This is a genomic window from Bacillus sp. JJ1562, assembly GCF_036962705.1.
Classification (GTDB): Bacteria; Bacillota; Bacilli; order Bacillales; family Bacillaceae_L; genus Ferdinandcohnia.
The window spans coordinates 1-18,211 of the sequence record NZ_JBALOQ010000002.1; the positions used below are offsets into that span (position 1 = coordinate 1).

General features: G+C 37.5%; 13 protein-coding genes and 3 pseudogenes. 6 read left to right on the plus strand and 10 right to left on the minus strand.

The annotated features are described in order from the left end of the window. Positions 1-268: 268 nt before the first annotated feature. Positions 269-1,183: a nuclease-related domain-containing protein gene (locus tag V7097_RS00090; RefSeq protein WP_335701551.1), complete on the minus strand. Its 915-nt coding sequence runs from the start codon at positions 1,181-1,183 to the stop codon at positions 269-271. 182 nt (positions 1,184-1,365) lie between these two features. Here V7097_RS00090 and V7097_RS00095 point away from each other — a divergent pair. Continuing rightward, positions 1,366-2,100: pseudogene (locus tag V7097_RS00095) on the plus strand (sulfite exporter TauE/SafE family protein). An 87-nt stretch (positions 2,101-2,187) separates the two neighbouring features. Here V7097_RS00095 and V7097_RS00100 read toward each other — a convergent pair. The 5 genes and pseudogenes from V7097_RS00100 to V7097_RS00120 all read right to left on the minus strand — a co-directional run bounded on the left by V7097_RS00100 (position 2,188) and on the right by V7097_RS00120 (position 8,485). Further along, positions 2,188-3,417: a PucR family transcriptional regulator gene (locus V7097_RS00100; RefSeq protein WP_335701552.1), complete on the minus strand. Its 1,230-nt coding sequence runs from the start codon at positions 3,415-3,417 to the stop codon at positions 2,188-2,190. Positions 3,418-3,540: 123 nt separating this feature from the next. After that, a pseudogene (gene putP / locus V7097_RS00105) lies at positions 3,541-5,022 on the minus strand (sodium/proline symporter PutP). Between the two features lie 109 nt (positions 5,023-5,131). Further along, entirely contained in the window at positions 5,132-6,673 is a 1,542-nt protein-coding gene (pruA, locus tag V7097_RS00110) for an L-glutamate gamma-semialdehyde dehydrogenase (RefSeq protein WP_335701553.1), read from the minus strand. A 91-nt stretch (positions 6,674-6,764) separates the two neighbouring features. Then, on the minus strand, positions 6,765-7,682 hold the full coding sequence (locus V7097_RS00115; protein WP_335701554.1) for a proline dehydrogenase family protein: 918 nt from the start codon (positions 7,680-7,682) through the stop codon (positions 6,765-6,767). A 200-nt stretch (positions 7,683-7,882) separates the two neighbouring features. Next, positions 7,883-8,485, minus strand: a complete 603-nt coding sequence (locus tag V7097_RS00120) for a TetR/AcrR family transcriptional regulator (RefSeq protein WP_335701555.1) — start codon at positions 8,483-8,485, stop codon at positions 7,883-7,885. Positions 8,486-8,687: 202 nt separating this feature from the next. Between V7097_RS00120 and V7097_RS00125 the strand changes: the two genes are divergently transcribed. Beyond that, positions 8,688-9,425 (plus strand): SDR family NAD(P)-dependent oxidoreductase, encoded by a 738-nt coding sequence (locus V7097_RS00125; RefSeq protein ID WP_335701556.1) that lies wholly within the window; start codon positions 8,688-8,690, stop codon positions 9,423-9,425. Here the strand turns inward: V7097_RS00125 and V7097_RS00130 are convergent. Then, positions 9,419-10,337, minus strand: a pseudogene (locus tag V7097_RS00130) (mechanosensitive ion channel family protein). The gene V7097_RS00125 and the pseudogene V7097_RS00130 overlap by 7 nt on opposite strands. Positions 10,338-10,456: 119 nt before the next feature. Beyond that, positions 10,457-11,647, minus strand: coding sequence for a coenzyme F420-0:L-glutamate ligase (locus V7097_RS00135; RefSeq protein ID WP_335701558.1), 1,191 nt, complete (start codon positions 11,645-11,647; stop codon positions 10,457-10,459). A gap of 118 nt (positions 11,648-11,765) precedes the next feature. Here V7097_RS00135 and V7097_RS00140 point away from each other — a divergent pair, with 118 nt between their 5' ends. Beyond that, the gene (locus tag V7097_RS00140) at positions 11,766-12,674 is read left to right on the plus strand and encodes a LysR family transcriptional regulator (protein ID WP_335701559.1); all 909 of its coding nucleotides are present in this window, start codon (positions 11,766-11,768) and stop codon (positions 12,672-12,674) included. 82 nt (positions 12,675-12,756) lie between these two features. Here V7097_RS00140 and V7097_RS00145 read toward each other — a convergent pair whose 3' ends face one another. Beyond that, on the minus strand, positions 12,757-13,458 hold the full coding sequence (locus V7097_RS00145; protein WP_335701560.1) for a metallophosphoesterase family protein: 702 nt from the start codon (positions 13,456-13,458) through the stop codon (positions 12,757-12,759). Between the two features lie 134 nt (positions 13,459-13,592). Here V7097_RS00145 and V7097_RS00150 point away from each other — a divergent pair, with 134 nt between their 5' ends. Continuing rightward, entirely contained in the window at positions 13,593-14,258 is a 666-nt protein-coding gene (locus V7097_RS00150; protein WP_335701561.1) for a phosphatase PAP2 family protein, read from the plus strand. Positions 14,259-14,593: 335 nt separating this feature from the next. Here V7097_RS00150 and V7097_RS00155 read toward each other — a convergent pair whose 3' ends face one another. Continuing rightward, a complete protein-coding gene (locus tag V7097_RS00155; protein ID WP_335701562.1) occupies positions 14,594-15,370 on the minus strand; it encodes a metallophosphoesterase in 777 nt (258 codons plus the stop codon). A gap of 343 nt (positions 15,371-15,713) precedes the next feature. On the opposite strand from V7097_RS00155, the gene brnQ reads away from it, so the two are divergent. Next, entirely contained in the window at positions 15,714-17,057 is a 1,344-nt protein-coding gene (gene brnQ, locus V7097_RS00160) for a branched-chain amino acid transport system II carrier protein (RefSeq protein WP_335701563.1), read from the plus strand. A gap of 204 nt (positions 17,058-17,261) precedes the next feature. Beyond that, positions 17,262-18,128 carry a Cof-type HAD-IIB family hydrolase gene (locus V7097_RS00165; protein ID WP_335701564.1) on the plus strand — a complete coding sequence of 289 codons (867 nt, stop codon included), beginning with the start codon at positions 17,262-17,264 and terminating at the stop codon, positions 18,126-18,128. Positions 18,129-18,211: the final 83 nt, after the last annotated feature.

An 18,211-nucleotide genomic window follows, 5' to 3' on the forward strand; every position in this document is an offset into this window, starting at 1 on the left:
CGGACAGAGGAACTGCAAAAATACGGATTAAGTCCAAATCCAGACGCCATTCAGACAGGAGGATCGAGAAAAGAAGCGGCGGAGTCAGAAAGCCAGCGCTATTCGGACAAGCGAAAAGAAAAAAGAATAGTAGAGTCAGAATGAAAGGGACGTTTGGACAGAGTTTGATAAAAAGGGCAGAGGGTAGTCTAATATAAGTTCTGCACAACAAAAAATAAAATACCCTATCTGAAGGCAGACGGGGTATGAGAGTTTCATCTTTATTCTTTTAAGCTCTATTATAGTAAGTATTTCTTGTACTGCCGATAGAACTAAAGTTTTTCTTTAGGACTCTTGAATATGTACGCTTACATAAATCTAGTTTACACCATTCATATATCGCTTGAGTTGTAATTTTTTGATGGGGGAATAGCAAACTGAATTCCTTCACATTTCTTATGATGGCTTGGTCTATTTTTTCCTGTTCCCCACAGCTAGTACATAACAGAACATGGTGTTTAATGCTAACCCGAAAGGACTTACAGTTCTTGCAATATGACCCCTTCTTAATTTGATCATAAGTATAAGTTGGCAACAGTGCAAAAGGATTTTTTGGCTGATGTAATTCCATTAACTTTTGGGCAAGTTTCTTATGACCATCATTTAATTGAGATGAAACATTATTTAAATCGCTTAAAAAACGATTTATTTGAGTAGGTAAAATGAATGGTTGATCAAGAGGAGCTTGGTATAAGGTGAATTCTGGATTAATAAAAATAATGGTGGCATCCACAAGGTAATTTAGATTGAGGTTTTGAAGCAGCTGTCGAAATAAAGATGAGCATCTACTTAATTGAGTTAGGGGGTTTTTATATTCACGGCCAGTTGACACAGAATAAAGATTGTCTGAGTTAAGGTAACAGTCCCCATAATAATTTTTAATATCTATAAGGTGAATAACGCCCTGTGAGATAATCAATGTATCAATTTGGAAAAAGGAGTTGTTTACTTCAAGCAGTAGATCATTAATAATATACCTTTCTTCCCCAAGATCCTGTATCTTGGAATCAAATTTCAACTCACCCTCATAGCCTCTTTCAAGGTTTTCGAAGTAAAACTTTTCTTTAGCTGTTAACTCTGATCTAATATTTAATGATCTTAGAGTTAGCAATTCATCTGATTCAGTGCGTTCTTTAAGAATCAAACTTCCACTTCCTTTCTGTATTTCTATCTTTATTTTAAAAGAAAACTGAGTGTGTAAATGTGGAAATTCTGTTAATTTTTTGTGTTCAATACTATAAGGAAAAATTATCCGTTTGCATAATAAAGATTAAATTTTCTAATCATTCTTTTACTACTATACTTAGATACAAGGGGTGGTAGTAAATGGAATATATTATTCTATTTTTCATTGGGATTTGTGCGACGACTTTAGGGACGCTTGCTGGTGGTGGAGGATTAATCAGTTTACCATCAATGTTGCTTTTAGGAGTACCGGTTCATTCAGTGATTGGAGCGAATAAGGTTTCGAACACAATTAGTTCGTTCTCTAGCTTCTTTTACTTATTGCGAAAAAAGGAACTCTCTCTAAAAGAATCTATTTGAATTATACCTGTTAGCCTGGTCGGTGGGATTAGCGGAAGCTTTATTGCTTCGCGGATTTCAGCGGAAAATATGTATATTGTGGCGATTGTCTTGCTATTATTTGCTTTCATTGTTTCTTTTGTCGGAAAAGGGAATTTAACCGGGAACGAGCCTTTGAAGTTTAATAAAATCAGTGCACCGGGGCTATACAGTATTGGAATTTATGATGGGTTATTTGGTCCTGGTCAGGGGACGTTAATGCTTTATCATTATAATCACTTAAACATCGCATATATTCGTGCGGTTGGATTGGTAAGACTTGCTACGTTTTCAAGTTGTTTTGGGGCAGCGATGACCTACATTGCGACAGGTAAAATTATATGGCCTGTTACAATTGCGTTGTTATTAGGTTCTTTAACCGGGGCGCAAATAGGGGTGCGTATTGCTCAGAAGCTGAAACCGCAGTATATAAAGCCGATTTTGAGGATTGTAACTGTACTTCTTATTTTTCAAATCGTGAGTGAGAATGTACTTTAATGGATGCAGTTCTTAGCTTGAAGTTGCCACTAAGGGACCTGACATCAACATAGTAAAGCAATTGCTAATGTCAGGTTTTTTACATGATTAATTTTCACGCTTCATTAGCTGTAAATCAATATATAGTTGACATCTTGTATTAAAATCGTCCAAATCGATTGCAGTTAAGTTGGTAATTTGCTTGATCCGATATTTTAATGTGTTGATATGAATGAAAAGTTGAATAGCTGTCGGCTTAAGCTTGCAGTTGTTTACTAAAAGCACTTCTAGTGTTTCTAGCAAATTCGTTTGGTTTTCAAGATCGTTCTTTTGCAGGATTAGGATATCCTCATTTAGATAATTTGTCTCGCTTTGATGACGATAGATTGGTTCAAGGTAACGAAAGATGCCGAGTTTTTTATATTCATAAGTAAATAGGTTAGGGGAGCCATTGAATTTTGCAGTGTTAATTACTTCCAGTGCTTCTCCATAGCTCTTACTAAGCTGCAGGCAGGATGAATATGCACTACCGATTCCAGGAAAAACATTTTTCGTTTTAAATTGGCTCAATACTTTGTGAGTTAGTTCATTGGCGCTTGCCGATAATTTCCTAGGATCTCGCGATGTGCTCCCGATAATGACAATAATTTTTAGTTGATCTGTTAAAACGTGGGTTGGTTGGTTCAGAGTATTGGCAAACAGCCGAACGGTTTGTGTAAGTTTGCTAAAAATAATCTCATCGTCTGGATCCACTGTAAAGACATTAATAATAAAAGCATCTGGAATCGTTATCTTAATATTCGCGGCTTCCCATTTTATTTGACTTTCCGATTGATAGGTTTGCTCGATTAATTTTTTATAAAATTGATCGATTTCTTCATCTGTACTAAGCTTTAACTGGTTCTCTTGATAAAGAAGTTCTCCAATATGAAAAGACACTTCATGCAAGAATGTTAGCTCTTGGTCTGTCAACAGTTCGTTTGGTTCTTGAACCCAAATATATCCGAAAATGATTTCCTTATATTTTGCACTAACAACCACACGTGGATTAAGACCAATACTTTGTAATTGTTTTACACGGAACGGCTTAGGGATGCTTTTTAACTGTTCAACGATTCCTTCATCCATAAATTTTTCCAAAATACTAATTGGCCATCGCTTTGTTAAGATTGTTTCTTGATTCGTTTGATCAAACTGATCGATATAATACGAGCTGTATGCCAACAAGGAAAATTGATCATCCTCGATTACGATTGGTTTTTTAAAATAGGTACTAAGCATATCCGTAATTTCGTCTATGTCTGTCATTGTAAGTATTTTGTCCAATGGCTGACTCATACAACACCTCCGATTCTTAATAATTGGATAATTTAGAAAAGGTAGTCAACCATTAGCATACCATATTTTCATTGAGACGGTTGAATAGAAAAAGAGCCCACTATATACCAGTGGGCTCTTCAATCAACTTTCTTTTTTTAGAATTTCAAGTGCTTCTGTAAACTCTCTATCAATCTCGTCATTCTGTTGATAGGTCATGAGACTTACAAAGTATGTGACAATCCAACAGATAATGAAACCAGGAACAATTTCATAAAGTGTATCTGTTAATATTTTAACGTTACCCCAAATCATGACGGTGATTGCACCTGCAACCATTCCCCATAGGGCGCCTTTCGATGTGATTTTCCGCCAGTATAAGGAAAGTAGGATAATTGGGCCGAATGAAGCACCAAATCCTGCCCAAGCAAATGATACGATACTTAAAATAGACTCGTTATTAGGCCAAGCGAGTGCTATTGCAATAACGGATACGATAAGAACGGCCATTCTACCTAAAAATACGTAATGTTTATCAGATGCGTTTGTCTTATAGACTGCTTTATACAAGTCTTCAATTAGTGCTGACGATGTGACAATCAGTTGCGAAGAAATCGTACTCATAACTGCAGCAAGTACTGCTGCAAGCATAATTCCTGCGATAAAGGGGTGAAAGATTATCTGACCGAGAACAATGAAAACTGTTTCAGCATCAGCAAGTGTAGCATTCGTTTGCTGATAATAAGCAACTCCAATTAGTGCCGTTGCAATAGCTCCAAAGAGGCTGAGAATCATCCAACCGATTCCGATGCGACGAGCACTTTTAATTTCTTTAACAGAACTGATTGCCATGAAACGGACAATAATATGTGGTTGACCGAAATAGCCAAGCCCCCATGCTACCGCTGATAAAATTCCGAGGAAGGAAGCACCCGAAACGAAATTCAACAATTGCGGATTTACTTCAAGAATACTGGTTGCTGTTTCCGAGAGACCACCAGTAAGAAATACCCCGAAGATCGGTACGAGTAGGAGAGCGAAAAACATGATAAGCCCTTGGACAACATCTGTATAGCTAACCGCTAAAAACCCACCAAACAATGTATAGAAAATAACAACACCTGCTACGATTAAAAGTCCAAGGTGATAGTCAAGTCCGAAAGAGCTTAGGAAAAACTTCCCGCCAGCAACCATTCCCGATGATACGTAGAAAGTAAAGAAGATAAGGATTATGATACCTGATGCAATACGTAGAATATGTGAATTATCTTTCAGACGATTTTCTAGGTAACTTGGAATCGTAATGGAATCATTTGCTACTTGGGTATAGACACGAAGGCGCGGTGCAACAAGAACATAATTCAAATACGCACCTACTGACAGACCGATTGCTATCCAAGCTTCAACAAGACCACTTAAATAGATTGCTCCAGGAAGCCCCATGAGTAACTAGCCTGACATATCTGCAGCTCCGGCACTTAAAGCTGTAACTGCCGGACCTAGAGAACGCCCGCCAAGCATGTAGTCCGTCAAGTTGGATGTACGTTTAAATGAATACCAACCGATGAAAACCATTGCGGCCATGTAAATAATAATGGCTAATAACTGATACATTTCACTAGTCAAAATAAAACCCCTTTCTAAACTAAATTATTTTAATGTTAATCGTATTTCTGTGTCACGGGGACAGGTTCATCGTCCCAGTATGACAATGAACCTGTCCCTGGATTCCCACTCAAAACATTTCAGAAGTCGTTTTTGCTTGCATATGAAGCTGTAAGTAATCTGGTCCGCCTGCTTTTGAGTCAGTACCTGACATGTTAAAGCCCCCGAACGGCTGGTAACCTACAATTGCACCTGTGCAGCCACGGTTAAAGTAAAGGTTTCCGACATGGAAGTCTTCACGGGCTTTTGCCATATTCGCACGATTTGTTGTTATAACTGCACCTGTTAGTCCGTATTCAGTATTATTGGCAATATCAAGTGCATGATCGAAATCCCTTGCTTTTGTGAATGCGACAATTGGACCAAATATTTCTTCTTGCATCAAGCGGGCGTCCGGATCAACATCCGCCACAATAGTAGGTTGAACGAAATAACCTATAGAGCTGTCACCCTTTCCGCCTGTAAGGACGCGGCCCTCTTCTTTGCCGATTTCTACATAACTCATAATCTTATCAAATGCCGCTTGGTCGATTACTGGACCCATGAAGTGATTTTCTGATGGGTTACCTACAGATAGTTCTTTTGTTAATTCTACTGTTCGTTGTAACACCTGATCATAGACATCTTCTACGATAACTGCACGTGAACATGCTGAACATTTTTGACCAGAGAACCCAAAAGCGGATTTAACGATTGATTGGGCCGCTAATTCAAGGTCTGCCTCTTTATCAACAACGATTGTATCCTTTCCACCCATTTCAGCGATAACACGCTTCAACCAGATCTGACCGTCACCCGGCTTTGATGCACGTTCAAAAATTCGAAGACCGACATCACGAGAGCCTGTGAATGAGATAAAACGTGTTTTCGGATGGTCGACAAGATAATCTCCTACTTCCGCACCACTACCAGGTACAAAGTTTAAGACACCTGGTGGTAGACCAGCTTCTTCCATTACTTCTACGAATTTTGCAGCCACAATTGGTGTTGTAGAAGCTGGTTTCAATAAGACTGTGTTTCCTGTAACAATTGCAGCAACAGTTGTACCAGCCATAATTGCAAATGGGAAGTTCCACGGGGAAATAATAACTCCCACACCTAATGGAATATAATCGTAGCGATTGTATTCACCTGGACGGCTTTCAACTGGAGCACCATCTTTGATATTTAACATTTGACGTGCATAGTACTCTAAAAAGTCAATTGCCTCTGCAGTATCCGCATCCGCTTCATTCCAAGGCTTGCCTGCTTCCTTTGTTAAAAGGGCAGAAAACTCATGTTTTCGGCGGCGAATGATAGCTGAAGCTTTAAATAACACGTCTGCCCGAGTTTCTGGTTTTACCTTTTTCCATGTTTCAAACGAAGCGACAGCAGCTTGCATTGCTTTTTCAGCTAGTTCCTTGTTTGCTTTTGAGACCTTTCCAATCACCTCTTGCTTGTCAGCGGGATTGGTAGAAATAATGTTATCAACAGTTGAGACTTTTTCAGTACCGATGACTAACGGGTAGTGTTGGCCTAAATAACTTTCAACAAATTGAAGTGCTTCTTCAAATGCCTGTTTATTTTCTTCTTTTGAGAAATCAGTAAATGGTTCATGTTTGTATGGAATCATTTTTCATTGCTCCTTTTTATGTGATGTATTTTTATTTAAGAAAAATTAATTTCACCGGTGTTTTAAGAAAACAATAAAGCTAATCATTTTATTATTTTTTAATCATCCCTTTAAAGGCAAAAGCAATATTGGCAGGTCGTTCGGCTAACCTTCTCATGAAGTAACCATACCAGTCCATGCCATATGGAACATACACTCGACATTTATAACCTTGTTGAACTAACTCTAACTGTGACTGGCTTCTCATACCATAAAGCATTTGAAATTCAAATTGGGTATTTGGAATATTATGCAATTTGGCCAGTTCCTTCGTATATTGGATGATGGCATCGTCGTGGGAAGCAATGGCTGTATAGTTACCATTTAGCAAGCTTTGCTTAATAAGCTTTTTGTAATTCTCATCAACATCCTTCTTTTCTGGAAAAGCAACTTCAGGTGACTCTTTATAAGCCCCTTTTACAAGGCGTAAAAACGGTTGAAAAGAGGTAAGGTCTTTTAAATCCTGTTCTGTTCGGTACAAGTAAGCTTGCAAAACAGTACTAACACAGCTGTACTTTTTACTAAAATGCCTAAATAGGTCAATCGTTGCTTGGCAGCGTGGCTCATCCTCCATATCAATCGTTACCATGATTTGATGTTTTTCCGCTGTATCGAGAATTCTTGTCATGTTTTTAACAACGAGATCAGGGTCAATATCAAGGCCTAAAGAAGTCATCTTTAGGGACACTTGTGAATCAAGATTTTCATTTCTAATCATTTCTATCGTCTGCATACATTCCACTGTTCGGTCATTGGCGACTTCAACTGAATCAACGAATTCTCCTAAATGATCAACCGTAACGGATAAGCCCTGCTTATTTAGTTCTCGAATAAAACGAATCGAGCTTTGGAAATCCGTACCACCAATAATTTTCCCCGCAGCAAAACTACTACCTCTTTTTTGTGCAAATTTGTTAAGTACGTTGCTTTTTGATAAAAAGAGGAAAAGGTCCCTTGTAATCGCTTCCATTAATAAAAACCTCCAAGAATTGTATATCTTTAAAATAATCATACAATTCTGTTAGTAACTCCACAATGTTCTTAGAAAACAAGAAATAGCTTGTCCTTTTGTTGGTTTTGGACAATGAGAGGGGGAAGATAAATTATTATTATGAAAAAAAATAAGTCAATCGATGTCAAATAATAAAAGGACAGAAGAACCTGTCCTTTTTAATTGCCAGTATATTTAAATGAGTATATATGCGTTTTTGTTAACTCAATAACCTCCTCGATAAACTCCTCCTGAGACTCCTTGAAATTACTTGTGATCCAATTTTGGATAAGCCCGTAAAAGCCATAGGCTGTGTAGCGTTTAAAATAGTCCATGTTGACCGGAATATTATTGATCGTTTCAAAGATAAATTTTTCTTGATAAATTTTTAAGATGATTTGAGGAAAACTTGTATGTAACCCTGGTAATGTGTCGTCAACTTTTATAAGTTCAAAAAAGTTACGGTGCTCATGAATATAAGACACAATATGAAAAGATGGTTTACCTATTTTTGATGTAAAAACCTTTTGTCCTGGAGTATATGGTTTTCCAACAGAATTCCATAATCCTGTCATCATGGAGTCTAGCAAGTCCTCAGCTAAATCAATTTTATCTTGGTAGTGAACATAGAAGGTGCTACGATTATAGGAGGCCTTATTCACAATGTCCTTTACAGAAATGGAATGGTAGCCCTTTTCTTTGATAAGGTCGATTAGTGCAAGCTTTAAATGTTCTTTTGTTCGATTTTGACGTTTAGACAGGGTATCTAATTCATCATTCATTAAAAAAACCTCCCTGAAAATAGACAGTTTTATTGGAAATGTCTATTAGTTAGACATTTTGAATTTCTTTGATGATTGTTAAGTGTAACCAAAGTAGTAGAATGAAATTGTGAACAAATGGTGACAATGCCATTTGTAATAAATATTACCCTGCCATAGGGGAATGCTATATTTATATTATATCTTAAGGGGAGACTACATAATGGGAAAATTACAAGACAAAGTGGCTATCATAACTGGTGGGGCTTCAGGGATTGGAGCAGCAACAGCTCGTTTATTTGTTGAAGAAGGAGCAAAAGTTGTTCTTGTTGATTTAAATGAAGAAAAAGGAAAAGCTTTTGAAGCGGAATTGAAAGCGCTAAACGCGGAAGCTTTATTTGTAAAAGCAAACATTACAAGTGAAGAAGAAGTTGCAAATATTTATAAACAAACAATTGAAGCATTTGGTAAAGTGGATGTTGTATTCAACAACGCAGGAATCGGACGTGTTCAACCATCACATGAATTAGAATATTCAGAGTGGAGAAATACTGTAAATGTGGACTTAGACGGCGTTTTCTTAGTAGCACGTGAAGCTATCCGTGAATTCTTAAAAGCCGATGGAGGAGTAATCGTAAACACTGCATCAATGTACGGTTGGGTTGGATCTCCAGGTTCAGCAGCATATAACGCAGCAAAAGGTGGCGTAGTTAACCTAACTCGTTCACTTGCACTTGAATATGCTGAAAAAAATATTCGTGTAAATGCTTTATGCCCAGGTTTCATTGATACACCAATTATTCCTGAAGAAAGCAAACAGGTATTACGCACAATGACACCAATGAAGCGCCTTGGACAAGCAGAAGAAATGGCGAAGGCTGTATTATTCCTTGCTAGTGATGATTCCACATTCATGACAGGAAACAGCTTAATTGTTGACGGTGGGTATACTGCTCAATAATCGAAAAATAAATAGGTAAAAGAGAAGGGGCATCCGTCAAATGGATGCCCCTTTTTCAATTTGGCCATTTTATCTGGGCTTTCGCTTTTATGATGATTGGTAACCTGATGTTCCAGTGGAATTACCTTTTTCAGCGTCAAATGCCTTCTTGATGGCTTTCCGCAATTGACGTTCAACTTCCCACTGCTCGCCATTTACTGTTTTAGCTATTACACGTAACACAATATCAGAGGTTCCAATTTCTTGAACACCAATGACTTTTGGCCCGTCGACAATAGATGGATTATCGGCAGCAACTTGATCACAAGCCTCTTGCATCACGATAATGGCTTGATCAATGTCCTCGTCGTAAGCAATTTTTATATCAACAAGTGCGCGCATATTTCCTCTAGAATGGTTGCTCACAGTCTTAATGTCACGATTCGGAATATAATGTAAGGTTCCATCAAATCCTCGGATTTGCGTAGTACGTAATCCTACAGATTCAACAACACCATCAAGTGCTCCAAGGGTTACATAATCGCTCACATCAATTTGCTTCTCTAATAATAAGAAGAAGCCAGTTACAACATCACTTACTAGTCCCTGTGCACCAAATCCAATTGCCAGTCCCACGACTCCAGCACCGGCAATCAGACTTGCAACAGGGATATTAAAAATGTCAAAAATGGAAGCAACTAAAATAAAGATCAACGTGTAGGAGAGAATGTTTTCCATAAGCTTTTGAAGCGTGTGCGCTCGTCCTAAAGAAATATTTTGTTTATCCTGTAATTTCGTAAAGGTACGGTCAATGACTTTGTTCCCAATCTTTTTAACAATGATAAACGCAATGAAGATACCGATTAATTTTAAGGCTGTGAAACCTGTATTGATGAGCAGGGCCTCCCAATTGTAATTGACTAAACCGAACAAAATATCATCCTTCCTTATGTCTTTCTTTTTTTCATAGTAAGAGAATACCACATTCAACTAAAATGAAACATGCTTCTTATAAAAAATCCCCTGTGGTTTCACAGGGGAGTCGTTTTTACTTATTTTGTATAGTTATCAAAATATCCTTGGATATAGACGAAAGGAGTACCTTTGTCTCCGCTTCCTGATGTTAAGTCGGAAAGGGAACCGATAAGGTCAGTTAGTCTTCTAGGTGTTGTACCTTGTGCTTCCATTTGACCAACAAGGTCACCTTCTTTGTTTGCGATAAACTCTGAAATTGCTTTTTTAAGCTCTTCACCTTTTAAATCAGCAAAATTATTATCAGCAAGGTACTTTAATTTCACTTCATTTGGTGTACCTTCAAGGCCTGCAGTAAAGGCAGGGGAAACAACTGGGTCAGCAAGCTCCCAGATCTTTCCGACAGGGTCTTTGAAAGCACCGTCTCCGTAAACCATAACCTCGACATTTTTACCGGTCTTCTCTTTAAGAAGCTCTTGAATTTTATCAACGATTGGTTGGCAATTGCGAGGGAAAAGCTTTACACTTTCTTCCGTTGCTTTATTTGAGCCAAGTAAACCATATTGTTCATTATAGCCGCTACCGTTGATTGATTCAGAAAGAATATTGTCAAGGCTGTAGACCTTTTCGCCACCATTTTCTTTTAAAATTTTCTTTGTACGGAATCTCGTGTGAATGTCACAAGTTAAAACGCTCTTTGTATAGTCAAGAATGGTTTTTGGATTGTTTGAGAAGATAACCTCACATTCAACTCCATATTCTTCGACTAACGATTTATAGTAATCAATGTAATCTACGCCAGTAAAGGGATGTGTATTGTGTCCGAAAAGGTCACGGAATTGTTGTTCTGTTAAAACATCTGTCCAAGGGTTTACACCTTTTTCATCAAGAAGATCTAGGTCCACTAAATGGTTCCCAACTTCATCTGATGGATAGCTTAACATAAGTACGATTTTTTTGGCGCCTTTCGCAATTCCACGAAGATTGATCGCAAAACGGTTACGGCTTAGGATTGGGAAAATTACACCGATTGTGTCGTTGCCAAATTTTGCCTCTACATCCTTCGAGATATCATTAATTGTCGCGTAGTTACCTTGAGCACGAGCCACAATAGACTCAGTTACAGTCACGATGTCTTTATCTTGGATAGCAAAGCCTTCAACATCTGAAGCCGTTAATACAGTATCAACAACGATTTGCTCAATGCTATCACCTTTATTGATGATCGGACCACGTAAACCCCTTACAACTGTTCCTACTACTCTTTCCAAAACAATCACTCCTACATACTGATAAGATTAATGTAAATATTATCTATTAGTACTATACATCTATTATGTGATATAAGTAAAATTAATATATCTAATAATGGGTATAAGGGTGAGTTATATGATAGGTAAATTAGATTTATATAAGGTTTTTAGTATAGTTGCTAAGAATGGGAGTTTTTCGAAGGCAGCAAAGGACCTTTTCATGACACAGCCGGCAGTCAGCCAGGCGATGATGCAATTGGAAAGGGAACTAGATATAAGGCTGTTTAATCGTACGCCAAAAGGGGTTACTTTGACAAACGAGGGGAAATTATTATTTGAATATGTCCAATCTGCTATGAATCTACTCAATGTCGGTGAGGAAATGATTTTAGAATTCAAAAATTTATCTAAAGGCGAATTGAGAATTGGTGTGGGGGATACGATTTCTAAATACTTTTTGCTGACGTATTTAGAAACCTTTCACAATGAATATCCGAATATCAAGTTTATCATTGAAAACGGGACCACCCAGGAGCTTATATCTTTATTGAAGTTGGGGGAGGTTGATCTTGCAATTTGTAACTTCCCAGTGGATGATCCAACCCTTGCACAAATCCCATGCATGGATATCCATGATATTTTTGTGTGTGGTGAAAATTACAAAAAGCTCTTACCAAAACAGGTGAGTGTAACTGAATTAATGAAGTATCCGTTAATTTTTCTTGAACCAAAATCAGTTTCCCGGAAATATGTAGATGAGTATTTGTTATCGAAGGGTTTAAGGATTTCACCCGAATTTGAACTGGGTTCCCATGACTTGCTATTAGAATTTGCAAAAATCAATCTAGGAATTGCTTGTGTCACCAAGGAGTTTTCACAAGAATATTTAAAAAAGGGCATCTTACATGAGGTGCACCTAAAAGAAAAAATCCCAAAACGAAGCATCGGCATCTGCTACGTCAAAAACGTTCCACTATCATCGGCATCTACAAAGTTTGTCGAGATCATAAGGAACCACGGGGACGGTTCTCCTAGTTCCATTTAACTTTAATCATCCGGGATTCAAACCCCGGATGATTAATCGGGTGCATATACGCTAAGGCGTATGTGGCAACGTCCCATGGTACTTAATCGACATAGTAAATTTTTGAATTGGTAGCATCATAGCAATAAAGTCTTCCACCATATGCACAGCCACCATCAATGCCGATGATGTTATTACCACCGAAATACATTTCGTTGCTTTTATGTAAGTATTTTGTAGGTGTATGGCCGAATACTACCGTTTTTTCACCAGTATATCCATTGTGAAATTCCTCTCGAATCCAGACGAGTAGATGAGGGTCTGTAGATTCTAATGTTGTTTCAGGATGAACACCCGCATGAACAAAAATATGTGTATCCGTTTCATAGTAGTAAGAAAACTCCTTGAGGATTTCTATATGAGGGCGGATTTCTTCATTCATTTCAAGAAGGTTTGGCATTTCCTCTGTTGTGTACCAATAGTTTGCATCATCTTTTTCAATGTGGTAACCGTAATTTTGTAGGGTTTTAATCCCACCATTGTAAAACCACCTCTTGACACTCATCGAATCGGCACGAAAGGCATCCATCATCATTTTCTCATGATTGCCTATTAAGGCAACCGCACCTTCATTTCGTAATTGAATCACTTTATCTAAAACCGCCCTTGATTGTGGGCCACGATCAATGTAGTCTCCTAACAATAAAAGTTGATCATGCTTATGATCATAGTGTACAAGATCTAATAGTCGCTCAAATTTATTTAAATCCCCATGAATATCACTAATAGCAAGCATTCGCTTCACACATCACACAACCTTTTTCACTTAGGTTCTTCTATTTTATCACACCCTTGTTCTTAATGAGGAATAGCCAATTTTGTATAATCTTTTTTAATTCAAAAATACTAAAGGTATCCGAAGAAAAGAGTGTGCTGTATATGAAATTAAAAAATCAGTTATCTGTTGCTTTGATCCTTTTCCTTTTTTCACTTCTCGTGTTTAGTTTACTTGCCTATTTTGTTCATGGTCATGATATTATTCGTTTCGATAACCATGTCATATCGCTAGTGCAGGGTATGGAGTCCCCGTGGCTTACCTCTCTAATGAAGTTTCTTTCGTTTATTGGTTCAGCACCGGTTATCATTGTATTATCTATTTTTATTTTGTTTTTTCTATATAAAGTATTGAAGCATCGTTATGAACTCATTTTGTTTGTTGGGGTAATGATTGGGTCACCGATTTTGAACTATATACTAAAGGGGTTGTTCCAACGGGCTAGACCGGATTTTCATCGATTGGTTGAAATCTCAGGCTATAGCTTCCCGAGTGGACATGCGATGAGTGCTTTTACGTTTTATGGGATCTTCACGTTCCTGTTGTGGCGTCATATTCCAGTATGGTGGGGGAGAACAGCACTTCTTTTATTTAGTGGAATAATGATTTTCGGAATTGGGATGAGTCGGATTTATTTGGGGGTCCATTACCCAACCGATATTATCGGCGGTTATTTTGCAAGTGCCACTTGGCTAGGATTTTCGATTTGGACCTTTCAGTGGTTCAAAGAAAGACGCTCACTAAAGTATACGAGGTTGGAAACGGGATGAATTGCCTAGGGGAACCACAGGAACCGTCCCCGTGGTTCCATGTGTCGAAACATAGGGAAATGTTTTAATTGAAAATGTAAGCGCTATCAATTATAATAAAGTCAGGTGGATGACATGTGTGGTCATCGTGGTATTTGGCGAAGGTGGGGCCGATACTGTAGTGGATTAACACGTTAATGAGTAAATTTTTAAAGTATTCTTTAAAAAGGGGCCTTTTAATTCGTGTGCGAATTAATAAGGTCTCTTTTCTTGTGGATTGATCGACATTTGTTCTAAGAAAATAGTTTTTATTCGGAAACAAAAGCCTGCATCGTTTAACTGATGCAGGCTTACGTCTAAATTTCTTCTTCAGCATTTTTAGTGTTCCATTCATGAGGGTAATAGCCAAGGGGATTGCAAATTATTTCGATTCCGTTATAGTGCTCATGGTATCTGGTATGAATGTGTCCAAAAATATATTTTTTCACTTGATATTTTTCCGCAAGTTCACCGAAATGCTTACTTCCCATCATGGCGTTGAAGAAATCCCAACTAGGGTCGTTCTTTACTTGAATATATCGGGAGAAAGGGACGACATGTGTGACCATAATGATATTTTTACCCTCAAATTCTTTCAACCAGCCTTCAAGTTTTTCGAGGTATCGTTTCGTTTCACCTTGATCAGAACTTGGCCAATGAGCACTTGTTTTATCTGGCCAAGTAAAATCATTAAATATTCCAATTGCAAACTGTTCCTCTGTATATCCCTCAATTCGGTAAGTGTAGTCATACCAGCCTCTATCACCAATTACGACCCAGCTTTCGTTCAATTCGACTGGGCCATTCCCTAGATTGCCTGGAAATTCAAGCAGTTTTTCATATGCAGTTTTAGAGTCCTCATGGTAAATATCATGATTTCCATGTACGAATAAAAGTTTCATTTTTGGAAATTCCTCTTGCAGCTGATTCAACAGACCTAGGCTTTTTACAGGACCAGCCGTCATGTCCCCACTAATGATAAAAACTTCGGGTGTGTTGATTGTAATCCATTTTATTAATTGTGACACGATATCCATCCCCGTATTTTTGCGATTCAAACCCACGTGAATATCGGATAAAACAGCAATCTTCATTTGAACATCCCTTTCATTTCCATTTAGTTACATAGTTCTATGTTTCAAGTGATTTTTCCTTCAACCAAGTGTTCTGAGATGAGGGTGGTTAGGGAACCAAGAGAACCGTCCCTCTGGTTCCTACTATGGAACTAAATCCTAATGCTTACATTTTTTAGATAATATTTTGATATAATTCTATTTTCTGAAAAGTGTTGCTTTTGGGTATTTTGTGTGATATATTAATGACTATCAAATTGATGTTTGTAAGCAAGCCAGTTTCTAGTATAATATTATGCTCTAGATATGTTATCGGGAAAAACTATCATCAGTAGATGTCTAGGGTGTTTCAGGAGGTATAAATATGTCATCAAGAGATTCATTTAGCTACTTAATAGCAGTAGGGTTTATGTTATTTGCATTGTTCTTCGGAGCAGGGAATTTAATTTTTCCAGTACAATTAGGTCAGTTAGCTGGAGAGAATGTCTTTTCAGCGAATTTGGGCTTTCTTATAACAGGTGTAGGTTTACCGGTTCTAGGTATTTTGGCTTTAGCATTCTCTGGAAAGAGCGATTTGGAGTCACTAGCTGGTCGAGTTAATCCGCTATATGCAGTATTCTTTACAGTTGCTCTTTATTTAACAATTGGTCCGTTATTTGCAATTCCAAGAACAAATACGGCTTCTTATGAAATTGGGATCGCACCATTTGTTTCGAACCCTGCAAGCCCTATTCCATTGGTTATTTTTACAATTATATTCTTCGGATTAACCTTATATTTTTCATTGAAGTCAAGTAAAATTGTTGATATTGTTGGAAAGATTTTAACACCGATTTTATTAATCGTTATTGCAATTCTTATAATTGCAGCATTTGTAAACCCAATTGGGGCGATTCAAGAGCCTACAAAAACCTATATGGCAAATAGCTTCTTTAAAGGGTTCCAAGAGGGCTATAATACAATGGATGCACTTGCAGCATTTGTATTTGGAATTATCGTCATTAACATCATGAAAGAACGCGGTGCAAAAACGAAAAAAGAAATTATGATATCAACAGGTAAAGTGGCAATAATTGCAGGAGTATTACTTGGAGTTATCTATTCTTCACTCGCATTTTTAGGCGCAACAAGTGTAGATGGCCTAGGAATTTTAGAAAATGGTGGTGCTGTTCTAGCGGCTGCTTCTCAACATTACTTTGGATGGTATGGAAAAATCATTCTTGCAGTAATTGTAATTGCAGCGTGTTTAACGACAAGTATTGGACTTATCACATCATGTGCTACTTATTTCACAAAACTAATTCCTGCTTTATCTTATAAGAAGTGGGCTGTTATCTTTACTTTATTCAGTGCTGTTATTTCTAACTTTGGATTAAATACGATTATTAGTTTCTCTGTTCCAGTTTTAGTTATGCTGTATCCATTAGCAATGTGTTTAATGGCATTAACTTTCTTACACCCATTATTCAAAGGGCGTAAGGAAGTATACCAAGGAAGTATTTTAGTTACATTCATCCTAAGTATTAATGATGGATTGAATGCGGCTGGTGTTAAAATTGCTGCAATTAATGATGTATTTACAGCGGCACTTCCTCTTTATACTGTAGGATTAGGTTGGATTATTCCTGCTATTGTCGGTGGGCTAATCGGATTATTAGTTAGCATTATTAAACATGGTTCTCTAAATGCAGAGCCAATTGAAGAATAGGATGAAAGGCTACTCGAGACGTATTGTCGTGAGTAGCCCTTTTTTATGCAAATAATCATGAACTTTGTAATAATTTTATATCTTGTTATAATTAAAAGTAGGATTGTTACTGGTCAAGAAGGCAAAACCTAAGTAAAGTGTTTCTTTTTGGGGACAGTTTATTTAGGTTTTTTCATTTTTATTAACGAGAGAGGGATTTGGGATATGAAACTGATTGCTTCTGATTTAGATGGAACTCTTTTAAATGAAAATAGTAAGGTAAGCGAGGCAAATGCACGTGCCATCCATAAGGCAATGGAAAAAGGGATAAAGTTCGTTGTTGTAACTGGAAGATCCTATGATGCTGCGAATATGCCTATTCAAGAAGTGGGAATCACTTGTCCTATTATTACTTTAAATGGTGCAAGTTCATTTGATATAGACGGTAACGTTTTACGCGATATTCCCATGGATCCATCGGTTTGTAAGAAGGTGTTCACTGCATGTCACACTGGCAATATGTATACAGAATTTTTCACGAGCAAAGGATTATTCTCATTTGGAAGGGAACGATTCATCGAAAGAATGACGCGATGGTGGAAAACAGTGAATCCAGAATTAACTGAAGAAGAAATTAACCAAAAAATTGAATTCCGTTTCCAAAATGAGAGCGTTCAGTTTGTTGAGGATTACGAACAATTGGAAGCCTTGAATGATCTTAAAATTTATAAGTTATTAAGCTTTGCAGAAGATGAGGAAAGTCATAAGCAAGTGTATAATGAGCTAAAAGATAAGGCTGGAGTGGTGATAACGTCGTCCGGATATTTAAATCTTGAATTTAACCACCCAGAGGCTAAAAAAGGCTTAGCACTCAAGGAATTGGCGAACAGCATGGGAATCGATATGAAGGATGTCATGTCGTTAGGAGATAATCTAAACGATAAAAGCATGCTTGAAATGGCAGGACGTGGTGTGGCGATGGGAAATGCTGACCCGGAGATTTTGAATCTCTGCAAATATACAACTAAAACAAATGAGGAAGATGGGGTTGCGTTTGCGATAGAAGAAATGCTTAAGGAATATCATCTTTAAGATTGCCCTCAAACCTTGAGAAAAATAAAGGTAGACCTTGTATAAATAGACTAATAAGCAAGTCAATTTAATTGATATTAACA